Origin of the sequence: Nocardia alba NBRC 108234, assembly GCF_001612665.1 — a bacterium.
Taxonomy (GTDB): Bacteria; Actinomycetota; Actinomycetes; order Mycobacteriales; family Mycobacteriaceae; genus Nocardia; species Nocardia alba.
The window spans coordinates 115647-131188 of the sequence record NZ_BDAX01000010.1 but is presented as its reverse complement, the minus strand read 5'-3'; the positions used below and the strand labels follow the sequence as shown (position 1 = coordinate 131188).

General features: G+C 70.6%; 1 protein-coding gene (only partly in view). It reads left to right on the top strand.

All 15542 nt of this window come from inside a single coding sequence — locus tag NA12_RS13215, non-ribosomal peptide synthetase, on the top strand. Of the gene's 44127 coding nucleotides, 12103 precede the window and 16482 follow it; the stretch shown corresponds to coding positions 12104–27645 — codons 4035 (partial) to 9215 (complete); the first codon wholly inside the window starts at position 3. The start codon and the stop codon both lie outside this window.

Genomic DNA, 15542 nt, shown 5'->3' with positions numbered 1-15542 from the left:
CCCGTCTGTACGTGCTGGATTCGCGGCTGCGACCGGTTCCGGTCGGTGTCGCGGGTGAGCTCTACCTCGCGGGCGTGCAGCTGGCCCACGGATATGTCGGCCGGGCCGATCTGACGATGGACCGCTTCGTCGCCGACCCCTACGCCGTCGATGGCGGCGAGCGCATGTACCGCACCGGCGACCTCGTCACCTGGACCGCGGACGGTGAGCTGGAGTACCTGGGCCGCACCGACTTCCAGGTGAAGCTGCGTGGTCTGCGGATCGAGCTCGGCGAGATCGAGTCCGCGCTCACGGCGCTACCCGAGATCGCCCAGTCGGTGGTCGTGGTCCGCGCCGACGAGCACACCGGCGATCAGCTGGTGGCCTACGTCATTCCGCAGGCGGGCGCCACCGTCGACACCGACGCGATCAAGCACGCCCTCGGCGCCGAGCTGCCCGTGTACATGGTGCCCGCCGCGTACATGGTGCTGAACGCGTTCCCGCTCAACGCTTCCGGCAAGCTCGATCGCAAGGCGCTGCCCTCGCCGGTGTTCGCCGCGCGCACCTTCCAGGCGCCGGTCACCCCGGTGCAGCAGATCGTCGCCGCCACCTTCGCCGAGGTGCTCGGCGCCGGTCAGGTCGGTCTCGACGACGACTTCTTCGAACTGGGCGGCAACTCGCTGGTCGCCACCAGGGTCGCGGCCCGGTTGTCCGAGGCCCTCGATATCCAGGTGCCGCTGCGCGCGCTGTTCGAGGCGTCGACGGTGGCCGCGCTGGCGGCTCGCGTCGAAACGCACACCGGTCGCGGCAGCCGCGTTCCGTTGGCCGCGCGCCCGCGCCCCGAGCGGGTGCCGCTGTCGCAGGCACAGCAGCGGATGTGGTTCCTCAACCGCTTCGACAACCGCACCGCGGTCAACAACATCCCCGTCGCGATCCGCCTCACCGGCGACCTCGACGTCGCCGCGCTCGAGGCGGCCATCGCCGATGTGGTGGTCCGGCACGAGTCGCTGCGCACCTTCTACCCGGCAGCCGATTCCACCGCGGGCGCGGTGGAAGAAGGCGCCGGATACCAGCAGATCCTGCCCGCCGACGAGGTCCTCTCGGGGCTGACCGTCCATTCGGTCGCCGCGGGCGAGGTCGTGGCCCGGGTGATCGAACTGGCGAGCGTGCACTTCGACGTGACCCGCGAGATCCCGTTCCGCGCGAGCCTGCTGCGGGTCGACGACCGCAGCCACGTGGTCGTGTTGGTCATGCACCACATCAGCGGTGACGGTTTCTCGTTGCGGCCGCTGCTGCGCGATGTCGTGATCGCCTACAGCGAGCACGCCCGGGGCGAGATCCCCGCCTGGGCGCCGCTGGAGGTCCAGTACGCCGACTACACCCTGTGGCAGCGTGAGGTCCTCGGCGAGGAGTCCGATCCGGAGTCGGTCGCCGCGAGCCAGCTCGCCTACTGGACCGAGCAGTTGCGTGATCTCCCCGACCAGCTCGAGCTGCCCGCCGACCGGCCACGCCCCGAGGTCGCCACCAATGCCGGTGACCTGCACCGCTTCTCGGTGGACGCGCAACTGCACCACGCGCTGACCGAGATCGCGCGCGCCCGCGGCGTCACCCTGTTCATGGTGATGCACGCGGCACTGGCCACCTGGGCCGCGCGCCTGTCCAACAGCACCGACATCGCCATCGGCACGCCCATCGCCGGTCGCGGCGAGCGCATGCTCGACGACCTGGTCGGCATGTTCGTCAACACCCTGGTGCTGCGCAGCGAAGTCGACGCGGGCGCGAGCTTCGGCGACCTGCTCGATCAGATCCGCAAGGTCGACCTGTCCGCCTTCGCCAATGCCGAAGTGCCGTTCGAGCGACTCGTCGACGTGCTCAGTCCCACCCGTTCGCAGGCGCACCATCCGCTGTTCCAGGTGGCGCTCACCTTCGAAGCGGCCACCGCCGCCGACACCGGCACCATCGCACTGCCCGATCTCGATCTCGATGTCATCGACTTCGACCCCGGCACAGCGAAATTCGATGTTCAGCTCACCGTGGGCGAAGCCGCCGACGGAACGCTGGCGCTGTCGTGGAACTACGCCACCGATCTGTTCGACGCCGAAACCGTCGCCGCCTTCGGCGATCGGCTGGTCCGCATCCTGCGCAGCGTCGCCGAGAACCCCGACGTGATCGTCGGCGATATCGACCTGCTCGGCGAGGCCGAACAGCGCGATGTCGCCCAGCGCTGGGTGTCCTCCGGCGTCGACGCCATCGGTCTGCCGGTGATCCACGACGCCAGCACCCCCGCCGGTTACCGGCGCGGCCTGTTCGGTAACAAGCACACGACCCTGGTCGACCTGTTCGACGCCGCGGCCGCCGCCTACCCCGACCGCATCGCCGCCAAGTTCGGCATGGAATCGCTGACCTACGGTGAACTCGATCGCCGCGCGAATGTGCTGGCGCGCAGGCTGATCGACGACGGCGCGCGCCCGGAATCGCTGGTCGCGGTGATCCTGCCGCGATCGCTGGACCTGGTCGTCGCGCTGCTCGCCGTGGTCAAGACCGGCGCGGGCTATGTGCCGGTCGACCCGACCTATCCGGCCGAGCGCATCGCCTACGTGCTCGAGGACTCGCGCCCCACCAGCGTCGTCCTCGATTCCACCGTCCAGGTGCGGGTGCCCGACCACCTGCCCTCGGTGGTGCTCGACGGATTCGCCGTGGAAACCGGCAATATCGAAGACGCCGACGACGCCCCGATCACCGACGCCGACCGGCTGGCCCCGCTCTCGCCGGACAATGTCGCCTACGTCATCTACACCTCCGGCTCGACCGGCCGCCCCAAGGGCGTCGCGGTCGCGCACCGCAATGTGGTGCGCCTGTTCGCCAACACCGATCGCGACTTCGGCTTCGGTCCGCGCGATGTGTGGACGCTGTTCCACTCCTACGCCTTCGACTTCTCGGTGTGGGAACTGTGGGGCCCGTTGCTGTTCGGCGGTTCGCTGATCGTCGTCGACTACTACACCTCGCGTTCGCCCGAACAGTTCCTGGAACTGCTGCGCGTGGAACAGGTGACGGTCCTCAACCAGACGCCGTCGGCGTTCTACCAGCTGGCCGAGGCCGACCGCAACGCCGGACCCGGCCTCGAACCGCTCGCCCTGCGCTACGTGGTGTTCGGCGGTGAGGCGCTCGAGCTGCGCCGCCTGTCGGATTGGGTCGCGCGCCACGGTGACAGCGCGCCGACGCTGGTCAACATGTACGGCATCACCGAGACCACGGTGCACGTGTCGTTCCGTGCGCTCGACGCGAAAACCATTGCCGCCGCTGCCGGTTCGGTCGTGGGCCGGGCCATCGCGGGTCTCGGCGTGTACGTCCTCGACAACCGGTTGCGTCCGGTGCCGGTGGGTGTGGCGGGCGAGATGTACGTCGCCGGACCGCAGTTGGCGCGCGGCTACCTCGGTCGCCCCGATCTGACGGCCACCCGTTTCGTCGCCAACCCGCTCGCGGGCCCGAACCAGGGCGGCACGCGCCTGTACCGCTCGGGTGACCTCGCGCGCTGGAACCGCTTCGGCGAACTCGAATACCTCGGCCGCGCCGACGACCAGGTGAAGGTGCGTGGCTTCCGGATCGAGCTCGGTGAGATCGAAGCCGCCGTGCTCGCGCAGCCGGGTATCGCCCAGGCCGCGGTCATCGTGCGTGAGGATCAGCCGGGTGACCAGCGGATCGTCGCCTACGTGGTCGCCGAGGGCGATCTCGAACCCGATCTGGAGATCATCCGTGCCGGCGCGGCCGAACAGCTGCCCGCCTACATGGTTCCGGTGGCGCTGGTGCGCCTCGAATGGATCCCGCTGACCGTGAACGGCAAGCTGGACCGCCGCGCGCTGCCCGCCCCCGCCGTGCAGGCGCGGGCCTTCCGCGCACCGGTCACGCCCGTGCAGGAGGCCGTGGCCGCGGTCTTCGCCGAGGTGCTCGGGGTGGACCGGGTCGGCGTCGACGACGACTTCTTCGACCTCGGCGGCAACTCGCTCATCGCCACCCGGGTCGTCGCCCGCATCGGCGCGGCGCTCGGCGCGACGGTGCCGGTCCGCGCGCTGTTCGAAGCCTCCACCGTGGAAGCCCTCGCGGCCCGGGTGGAATCGCACACCGGCGGTATCGCCCGCGCGGCGCTGGTCGCCCGTGCGCGGACCGAAGGCGAACTGGTTCCGCTGTCGTTCGCGCAGCAGCGCATGTGGTTCCTCAGCAAGTACGACACCACCTCGGCCGCCTACAACCTGCCGGTGGCGATCCGGCTCACCGGCGAGCTCGACACCGAGGCGCTGGCGCTGGCGCTGGCCGACCTGATCCGCAGGCACGAATCGCTGCGCACCCGCTACCCCGAGCACGGCGGCACGCCGGTGCAGCAGATCGTCGCGGCCGAACGTATGTCGCTGGATCTGCGCCCGGTCGCGATCTCGCGCGACGAGCTGTTCGACACCGTCGCCGAGTTCGTCTCCGCCGGTTTCGATGTGGCCGAACAGGTTCCGATGCGCGCGCGGCTGTTGCGCGTGGATGCCGAATCGGTGTCGGTGACCGGGTCCGCCGCTCACCCCGCGGCCGTCGAGCACGTGCTCGTCGTCGTCGTGCACCACATCGCCGCCGACGGTTTCTCGATCGCGCCGCTGACCCGCGATGTGATGCGCGCCTACACCGCTCGTGCGCAGGGCGCCGCTCCCGGCTGGGCGCCGCTGCCGGTGCAGTACGCCGATTTCGCGATCTGGCAGCGCGCCGTGCTCGGCACCGAGGACGACGCCGACTCGCTGATGTCGCGACAGGTCGGCTACTGGCAGTCCCAGCTCGCCGGTGTCCCCGACGAACTGACCCTGCCGTTCGACCGCGCCCGCCCCGCGATCGCCTCGCACCACGGCGCCACCGTGCACCGCGAGCTCTCGCCCGAGCTGATCGCGAAGCTCGACGAGATCGCGCGCCGTCAGGGCGCGTCGCTGTTCATGGTGATGCACACCGCCCTCGCGGTGCTGCTGGCCCGCCTGTCCGGCTCCGACGACATCGCCGTCGGCACCCCCATCGCGGGCCGTGGCGAACAGGCGCTCGACGACCTCGTCGGCATGTTCGTCAACACCCTGGTGCTGCGTACCGGCGTGCGTCCGGCCGAGTCCTTCACCGACCTGCTCGACCAGGCGCGCACGACCGACCTCGACGCCTTCGGCAACGCCGATGTCCCGTTCGAGCGACTGGTGGAGCTCCTGGCTCCCGAGCGCTCGCAGTCGCGCAACCCGCTGTTCCAGGTGATGCTGGCCTTCCAGAACCTGGATCGCACCACCCTGGAGCTGCCAGGCCTCGCGGTGTCGGCGCTCGATCTCGACGAGAGCGTTGCCCGCTTCGACCTGCAGTTCACCCTCTCCGAGCTGGGGGAACCCGGCCACGGCGGCATGGCCCTTGCCCTGAACTACGCCACCGAACTGTTCGATGAGGACACCGTCGCCGGCATCGCCGTGCGCTGGCAGCGCGTGCTCGAGGCCATCGCCGCCGATGCCTCGATCACCGTCGGCGCGATCGATGTCCTCGATGCCGCCGAGCGGGCCGACCTGGTCGCGCGGGTCGGCGAAGCGCCGGTGCACGCCCGCACCCTGCGCACCCTGCTGGCCGAGGCCGTGGCCCAGAACCCGACCGGGCCCGCCGTGGTGTTCGGGGGGACGAGTGTCTCCTACGCCGAGCTCGACGAACGCTCGAACCGCCTGGCGCGCTTGCTGATCGCCGAGGGAATCGGCGGCGAGGACCTCGTCGCGATCGGCGTTCCGCGATCGGCCGATTCGGTGCTGGCCGCATGGGCGGTCGCCAAGACCGGCGCGGCTTTCGTCCCGGTCGACCCGACCTACCCCGCCGACCGCATCGCCCACATGGTCACCGACTCCGGTTCGCCGCTCGGTATCACCGTGGCTTCGGTGCTCGGCGGACTCCCCGACATCGCGTCGACCGAGGTCGAGGCGACGGTCGGCGGGTCGGCTACGGAGGGGCCCGCGACCGGTTGGCTCGTGCTCGACGAGCTCGACCTCACCCGCTTCGACGGCGGCCCGATCACCGACGACGAGCTCGTCCGGGTGACCACCCCCGAGCAGCCCGCCTACGTCATCTACACCTCCGGCTCCACCGGCGTGCCGAAGGGCGTCGTCGTCACCCATGCCGGACTCGCCAACTTCGGCGAGGAGCAGGCCGGGCGCTACGGGCTCGATTCCGATACGCGCGCACTGCATTTCGCCTCGCCCTCGTTCGACGCGTCGATCCTCGAGCTCCTGCTGGCGCTGGCCCGTGGCGGTGCGCTGGTCGTGGTCCCGCCCGGCGTCTACGGCGGTGACGAGCTGTCGGAGCTGATCCGCACCGAGCGGGTCACCCACGCCTTCATCACCCCGGCCGCCCTGGCAACCTTCGACGCCAGCGGCCTCGATTCGCTGCGCGTGCTGGTGGCCGGTGGCGAAGCGGTGCCCGCCGATCTGGTGTCGAAGTGGGCGGTTCCCTTGGCCAACGGCACGATTCGTGCCTTCCACAACGGTTACGGCCCGACCGAGACCACGATCATGACCAACATCAGCGCCGCGCTGGTGCCGGGCGAGCTGGTCACCATCGGCGGGCCGACCCGTGGCATGCGTTCGCTGATCCTGGACGCCCAGCTCCAGCCCGTTCCGGTGGGTGTCGCGGGTGAGCTCTACCTGTCGGGCATCCAGCTGGCCCGTGGCTACCACGCCCGCGCCGGGCTCACCGCCGACCGGTTCGTCGCCGACCCGTTCGTCGCGGGGGAGCGGATGTACCGCACCGGCGACGTCGTGCGCTGGACCGCCGATCGCACGGTCGAGTACGTCGGCCGGTCCGACTTCCAGGTCAAGATTCGCGGCTTCCGCATCGAACTGGGCGAGATCGACTCCGCCCTCGCCTCGCACGAGACCGTCGACTTCGCCACCACCGTCGGCCACAAGAGCGCCACGGGCGCGGTGTCGCTGGTCGCGTATGTGGTTGCCGCGCAGGGTCATTCGATCGATATCGCCGCGCTGACCGCGCACGTCGAGGATCGTCTGCCCGCCTACATGGTGCCGTCGTCGATCATGGTGATCGATCACGTGCCGCTCACCCCGGTGGGCAAGCTCGATCGAAAGGCGTTGCCGGAACCGGTGTTCGCCACCGAGGTCACCTTCCGGGCGGCCCGCGACCCGATCGAGCAGACCATCGCCGAGGTCTTCGCCGAGGTGCTCGGCGTGGAACGCGTCGGCGTGGACGACTCGTTCTTCGCCCTCGGCGGTGACTCGATCGTCTCCATCCAGCTCGTCTCCCGCGCCAAGGCGCGCGGCGTGCTGTTCTCCCCGCGCAACGTCTTCGAACAGCGCACGGTCGCAGGCCTGGCCTCGGTCGCCGAAACCGCCGATGTCGCGTCGGCTGCCGCGATCACCCTGGCCGAGCTGCCGGGCGGCGGCGTCGGCGAGATGCCGCTGACTCCGGTCGTGCGGTTCATGGCCGAGCGGCCCGGTTCGTTCGACCGGTTCAACCAGACCATGGCACTGGAACTGCCGGTCGGCATCGACCGCGCGGGCATCGCCGCCACCGTCGGCGCGGTCATCGACCGCCACGACATGCTGCGCTCGCGCCTGCACCAGGTCGACGGCCGCTGGGTCGTCGACACCGCGCCCACCGGTACCGTCGACGCCGACGCGCGCATCGACCACACCACGTTCGACGCGGCCGTCTCCGACGCCGAACTCGTCGAGATCGCCGCTGCCGCACTGGATGCGAGCCTGGATCGCCTCGATCCGGCCAACGGTGTGGTCGTGCGCTTCGTGTGGCTGGAGCCGGTCGCCGACCGGACCCCGACCGTCTCCGTCCCCGGTGCCGACGTCGCCCGGGACACGGCACGCGCGGGTCGCCTGATCGTCGTCGCGCACCACCTGGTGGTCGACGGTGTGTCCTGGCGCATCCTCGTCCCCGACTTCGTCGCCGCGTGGGGTCAGCTCAGCGCCGGTCGAACCCCGGAGCTGGTCGCCCCCGCGACCTCCATGCGGGCCTGGGCGCACGCGCTGGCCGACGAGGCCGCGAGCGCCGACCGCGCCGCCGAGCTCGACTTCTGGCGTTCGGTCGTCGCCACCCCCGACCCGTTGCTCACCGCGCGGCCGATGGACCCGGCGGTCGACGTCTCCGGCGTGATCGAGAAGCTGCCGGTCGAGGTGTCCGCCGAGGTCACCAAGGCGCTGCTCACCACCGTCCCCGCGCTGTTCCACGGCGGCGTCAACGACGGCCTGCTCACCGCGCTGGCCCTGGCCGCCGCGAAATGGCGCACCACCCGTACCGGTTCCGGCGCGCTCGGCAACGGCCACCGCGCGGACCAGAGCGGTGACGCGCTGCTCGTGCGGCTGGAAGGCCACGGTCGCGAGGAAGAGGTCGCGCCCGGCGCCGACCTGTCGCGCACCGTCGGCTGGTTCACCGCGATCTTCCCGGTCCGCCTCGACCTGGCCGGTATCGATATCGATGCCGCGCTCGCCGGTGGGCCGGCGCTGGGACAGGCCGTCAAGGCGGTCAAGGAACAGCTGCTCGCGGTGCCCGACAAGGGCATCGGTTACGGCCTGCTGCGGTACATGAACGCCGAGACCGCGGTCGAACTGCCCACGCAGCTACCCGGTCAGATCAGCTTCAACTACCTCGGCCGCGTCGCCGACAGCGACGTGCCCGACGCCCTGCGCGGCTTCGGCTGGATCCCCGCGCCGGAGCTGGCCGCGCTCGGCGGCGCCTACGACGCCGACATGCCCGCGATGGCGCCGCTGGATGTCAACGCGATCGTCGTCGGCGACAAGCTCAGCGCCAATATCGGCTACCCGAGCACCCTGCTCGCCGAAGCCGAGGTCCGCGCATTCGCCGACTTGTGGATCACCGCGCTGGAAGCCGTTGCCCGGCATGCCAATTCGGCCGACGCGGGCGGTCACACGCCCTCCGACTTCGCCCTCGTGCGCGCCACCCAGCGCGATATCGACACCTGGGAGCAGCGCTACCCCGAGCTCACCCAGGTGTGGCCGCTGGCCGCGCTGCAGGCAGGTCTGTTCTTCCACGCACGCCTGGCCGCCACCTCGGTCGACGTCTACACCGCCCAGGCCGTGCTCACGCTCACCGGTCGCGTCGACGCCACCCGTCTGCGCGCCGCCGCGCAGGCGCTACTGGATCGCCACGAAACCCTGCGCACCGCGTTCGTCACCGACCACGACGGCAACGCCGTGCAGGTCGTCCTCGACACCACCCGCGTGGCCTGGACCGAACACGACCGCATCGAGTCGGGCGAATTCGCCGACCTGGTCGAGGCCGACCGCACCGCCCGCTTCGACCTGGCGAACCCGCCGCTGATCCGCTTCACGCTGATCCGGATCGCCGAGCACGAATGGCGCTTCGTGGTGTCCAACCACCACATCCTGCTCGACGGCTGGTCGACGCCGCTGGTCATGCGCGACCTGCTCGCGCTCTACGCCCTGCACGGCGACGCGAGCGCGCTGCCCGCCGTGCGCTCCTACCGTCACTTCCTGGAATGGGTCGGCCGTCAGGATCACGCGGTCTCGGTCCAGGCCTGGTCCCACGCACTGCGCGGGGTCACCGAGCCGACCATGCTGGCCCGCCCCGACGCGAGCCGCGAGATCGCCGCGCTGTCCGACGAGTACCTGTTCGACCTCGACGAGCCGACCACGGCGCGGCTCGTGGCGCTGGCCGCCGACCTCGGCGTCACCCCGAACACCGTCCTGCAGGTGGCCTGGTCGATCGTGCTCGGCCGGATGACCGGCCGCGACGACGTGCTCTTCGGCACCACCGTCTCGGGTCGTCCCGCGCAGCTGTCCGGCGTGGAATCCATGGTCGGCCTGTTCATCAACACCGTTCCGGTGCGTGTGCGCTTCGACGCCGCCGAATCGGTGCGCGAGGTGCTCACCCGCACCCAGGGCGAGCAGGCCGACCTGCTCGACCACCACTACATCGGTCTCGCCGAGATCCAGTCGGCGGCGGGCATCGGTGGGCTCTTCGACTCGTTGGTGGTCTTCGAGTCCTACCCGGTCGACGCCGAGGGCATCAAGGCCCAGGCCGCCGACATCGACGGCATGGCCGTCACCGGCCTCGACGCCGCCGACGCCACCCACTACCCGCTGTCGCTGATCGCCCAGCTCGATAACCGGCTGCGCATCCGCGCCGGCTACCTGAGCGAGCTGTTCGACGCGGCCACCGTGCATCGCATCGCCGAGCGCCTGATCCGCGTGCTCACCGCGATCACCACGGAACCGACTGTCGCCGTGGGCGATATCGAGCTGCTCGATGCCGCCGAACGCGAACTCGTCGTACGCGACTGGAACGCCACCGCGCACGAGGTGGACCAGCGGGCCACCCTCGTCTCGATGTTCGAGGCCCAGCTCGCCCGCACGCCGCAGGCCACCGCGCTGTCCTTTGAGGGCACGAGTCTGTCCTATGCCGAGTTCGCGCAACGGGTCTACCGCCTGTCGCGCTGGTTGATCGACCGTGGCGTCGGCCCGGAAACCGCTGTGGCACTGGGTATGCGCCGCTCGCTGGACCTGGTGATCGGCATGTACGCGGTGAGTGTGGCCGGTGGCGCCTACGTGCCGCTCGACCCCGACCATCCGGCCGAGCGCACGGAATACATTCTGGCGACCGCGGATCCGGTGTGTGTGCTCACCTCGGGCACCGATCTCGAGATCGACACCGCGCAGGTCCGCATCGACCTGCTCGATCTGGACGGCTACACCGATACCCGGGTCACCGATGCGGAGCGGATCGCGCCGTTGCGTCCGGAGAACACGGCGTATGTGATCTTCACGTCGGGTTCGACGGGTCGTCCGAAGGGTGTGGCGGTCGGCCATGGCGCGATCGTCAACCGGTTGGTGTGGATGCAGGCGGCTTACGGTCTGACCGGGGCTGATGTGGTGTTGCAGAAGACTCCGGCGACGTTCGATGTGTCGGTGTGGGAGTTCTTCTGGCCCTTGCAGATCGGTGCGCGTCTGGTTGTCGCGAAGCCGGACGGTCATCGTGATCCGGCCTATCTGGCCGAGATCATCGCCACCGAGGGCGTCACCGTGACGCACTTCGTGCCGTCGATGCTCGCGGTGTTCGTCGCCGACGCCGCGGCCGCGCGATGCGAGTCGCTGCGTCTGGTATTCGCCTCCGGTGAGGCGTTGCCGCCCAAGCCCGCTCACCGTCTGCGTGAGCTGACCGGTGCGGCGCTGCACAACCTGTACGGCCCCACCGAGGCCGCGGTCGACGTCACCTTCCACGAGGTCGTCGACGCCGACGTGGACACGGTGCCGATCGGCGCGCCAGTCTTCAACACCCAGGTCTACGTCCTGGACGCGCGCCTGCGCCCCGTCCCGGTCGGTGTCGCGGGTGAGCTCTACCTCGCCGGTGCGCAGCTGGCGCGCGGCTACGTCGCTCGCCCGGATCTGACCTCCGATCGCTTCGTCGCCGATCCGTTCGGGACCGACGGCGCGCGGATGTACCGCACCGGTGACCTCGTCGCCTGGACCGAGCGGGGCGAGCTGGAATACCTGGGCCGCACCGACTTCCAGGTGAAGCTGCGTGGTCTGCGCATCGAACTCGGCGAGATCGAGTCCGCGCTCACCGGTCTCGACGAAGTCGCTCAGTCGGTGGTCGTCGTTCGCGGCGAACAGCACACCGGTGATCAGCTGGTCGCCTACGTCATCCCGGCGACCGGGCGCACCGTCGACATCGAGGACGCCCGCGAGGAACTGGGCAACAACCTGCCCGCCTACATGGTGCCCACGGTGATCATCGTCCTCGACGAGTTCCCGCTCAACGCCTCCGGCAAGCTCGACCGCAAGGCGCTGCCCGCGCCGGTGTTCGAGGCCGCGGTGTTCCGTGCCCCGACCACCCCGGTCGAGGAGATCGTCGCGGTTACCTTCGCCGGTGTGCTCGGCCTCGACCGGGTCGGCCTCGACGACGACTTCTTCGCGCTCGGCGGCAACTCACTGACCGCCACCCAGGTCGCCGCGCGTCTGTCGGCCGCGCTGTCCACCGATATCGGCGTGCGCGAACTGTTCGAGTCCTCCACCGTCGCCGCACTGGCCGCGCGGGCCGAGACGCACTCCGGCACCGAACGCCGCGCGCCGCTGGTGCCGCAGCAGCGCCCCGAGCGGGTGCCGCTGTCGCTGGCCCAGCAGCGCATGTGGTTCCTCAACCGCTTCGACCCCGAGTCCGCGGTGGACAACATCCCCGCCGCCGTCCGGCTGTCGGGCCTGCTCGACCGCCAGGCGCTGCAGGTGGCGGTGGCCGATGTGCTCGCCCGGCACGAGTCCCTGCGCAGCTACTACCCGGAGGTGGCGGGCGCCGGCTACCAGGTGATCGTGGCGACCGGCAAGGTCATCCCCGACCTCGCGCCGATCGAGTCCACCACCGCCGAACTGCCGCAACGACTTTCGGAGCTGGTACGCACCGCGTTCGATGTCACCGCCGAGGTGCCGTTCCGTGCTGCCCTGTTCGAGGTGAGCCCCACCGAACACGTGCTCGCCCTTGTCGTGCACCACATCTCGGCCGACGGCTTCTCCATGGGTCCGCTGACCCGTGACGTGATGACCGCCTACAGCGCTCGTGTCGAAGGCGCCGAACCGGCCTGGCGTCCCCTGGAGGTCCAGTACGCCGACTTCGCGCTGTGGCAGCGCGCCGTACTCGGCGACGAGGACGACGCCGAGTCGGTGATCGCCCAGCAGATCTCGTTCTGGGGATCGACCCTGCGCGGCCTGCCCGAGCAGCTCGACCTGCCCGCCGACCGGCCGCGCCCCGCGGTCGCCAGCGGACGCGGCGCCACCCACACCTTCGAGATCGACGCGAAAACCCATGCGGCCCTGACCGAACTGGCCCGCACCCGTGGCGCGACGCTGTTCATGGTCGCCCACGCGGCGCTGGCGCTACTGCTCTCGCGCCTGTCCGGCGAGCGCGACATCGCCATCGGCACCCCCATCGCGGGCCGTGGCGAGCGCGCGCTCGACGACCTGATCGGCATGTTCGTCAACACCCTGGTGCTGCGCACCGAGGTGGACAGCGACGCGAGCTTCACCGACCTGCTCGGTGCGGTCCGCGCGAGCGATATCGCCGCCTTCGGCCACGCCGACCTGCCGTTCGAGCGTCTCGTCGAGATCATCAACCCCGCCCGCTCGCAGGCCCGTCACCCGCTGTTCCAGGTCATGCTGGCCTTCCAGAACACCGGTCAGACCACCCTGGAACTGCCCGGCCTCACCGTGAGCGGTGTGGAACTGCCGATCGACGTGGCCAAGTTCGACCTCCAGGTGGTCCTCACCGAGAACCCGGGCGAGGCGTCCGGCATCGTCGCCGAACTGATCTACGCCACCGACCTGTTCGACCCGGCCACGATGGAACGCTTCGGCGCCCGCTTCGCCCGCCTGCTGGCCGGCATCGCGGCGGCCCCGAACCGCGCCGTCGGCGATATCGCGCTGCTCGACTCGGCGGAAACCGCACTGGCCGTGCACGGTTGGAACGACACCGCCCGCGAGCTGCCCGGTGCGGGCACGCTGGTCGACGAGTTCGCCCGCCAGGCCGCTGCCACCCCGGACGCGGTCGCGATGGTCGACCCCGCCACCGGCGAAACGCTGACCTACGCCGAATTCGCCGCTCGCGTGCACCGCTTGGCGCACCGCCTGATCGACGCCGGTGTCGGCCCCGAAGCCTTGGTCGCTCTCGGCCTGCGCCGCAGCATCGACCTGCTCGTCGCCGCCTACGCGGTGCAGGAAGCAGGCGGCGGCTACGTCCCGCTCGACCTGGACCAGCCCGCCGACCGCATCGCCTATGTGCTCGAAACCGCCGCACCGGTCGTCGTGCTCACCACGACCCGAGACGGCTTCGCACTCGATGACAACGCCACGGCAGCGGGCGACCCGCGCACGCTCGTCATCGACGCGCTCGACCTCTCGGCGTACCCGGCCACCCCGGTCGCCGACGCCGATCGGATCGCGCCGCTGCGTCCGCAGCACCCGGCCTACGTCATCTTCACCTCCGGCTCCACCGGCCGCCCCAAGGGCGTGGCCGTGCCGCATGCGGCCGTGGTCAACCAGATCCGCTGGATCACCGGCGAATACGGTATCGATGCCGACGATGTGGTGCTGTTCAAGACGCCGGCCACCTTCGATGTGTCGGTGTGGGAGCTGTTCGGCCCGCTGAGCACCGGCGGCCGGATCGTCGTGGCGAGTCCCGACGGCCACCGCGATCCGCAGTACCTCGCGGATGTCATTGCCGCGCAACGGGTCACGATGACCTCGTTCGTGCCCTCGATGCTCACGGTCTTCGCGGGCAGCATCGATCAGGCTGCCGTCGAGGGCGGAGCTCTGTCTTCGCTACGCGCTCTGCTGATCGCCGGTGAGGCCTTCACCGCCGATACGGTCGTGGCCTTCCGCACGGTGAGCGACGCGGCGCTGTTCAACCTCTACGGCCCCACCGAGTTCACCGTCCACGCCACGCACGGCCCCGTCGCCGACCAGATCGACGGCGCCGTCCCGATCGGCGCGCCGGTCTGGAACTCGCAGGCCCACGTCCTGGACTCGCGGCTGCACCCGGTGGCCGCCGGTGTCGCCGGTGAGCTGTACCTGGCAGGCGCGCAGCTGGCCCGCGGCTATTTCGGCCGCCCCGACCTCACCGCCGATCGTTTCGTCGCCGACCCGTTCGCCGCAGGCGCCGGCGCCCGCATGTACCGCACCGGCGACCTCGTGCGTCGCGACGAGAGCGGCGTGATCACCTACCTCGGCCGCACCGACTTCCAGGTCAAGCTGCGTGGTCTGCGGATCGAGCTCGGCGAGATCGAGGCCGCGCTCATCGCGCACAACACCGTGACGCAGGCCGTGGTGGTCGTGCGTTCGGATGCCCGCACCGGTGACCAGCTCGTCGGCTATGTCGTGCCCGCCGCCGGCGAGACCGCCGAGCTCGACGCACTGCGCGCGCATCTCGCGGCGCGGCTGCCGTCGTACATGGTTCCGGCCGCGTTCGTCGTGATCGACGAGATGCCGCTGAGCGCCAACGGCAAGCTCGACCGGCGCGCGCTGCCCGAGCCGGTGTTCGAGGCGCGCGAGTTCCGTGCGCCGCGGACGCCGATCGAGGAGATCGTCGCCGTGACCTTCGCCGAGGTGCTCGGGCTGTCCGGGGACCGCGCGGTCGGCCTCGACGACGACTTCTTCGATCTGGGTGGCAACTCGCTCATCGCCACCCAGGTGGTCGCCCGCCTCGGTGCCGCGCTCGACACCCGCGTCCCCGTGCGCGCGCTGTTCGAAGCGCCGTCGGTGGCCGCGCTGGCCGCCAAGGTCGAGGTCCACGCGGGCAGCGGCAGCCGTCGTGAGCTCGTCGCGGGTGCGCGGCCGGACCAGATCCCGCTCTCGCTCGCCCAGCAGCGCATGTGGTTCCTCAACCGCTTCGACAGCGCGACCGGCGTGAACAACATCCCGCTGGCCGTCCGCCTGACCGGCGACCTCGATATCGACGCCCTGCGCCAGGCCGTCGCCGACGTGGTCGACCGGCACGAGGTGCTGCGCACCGTCTACCCGGAGACCGCCGAGGGCCAG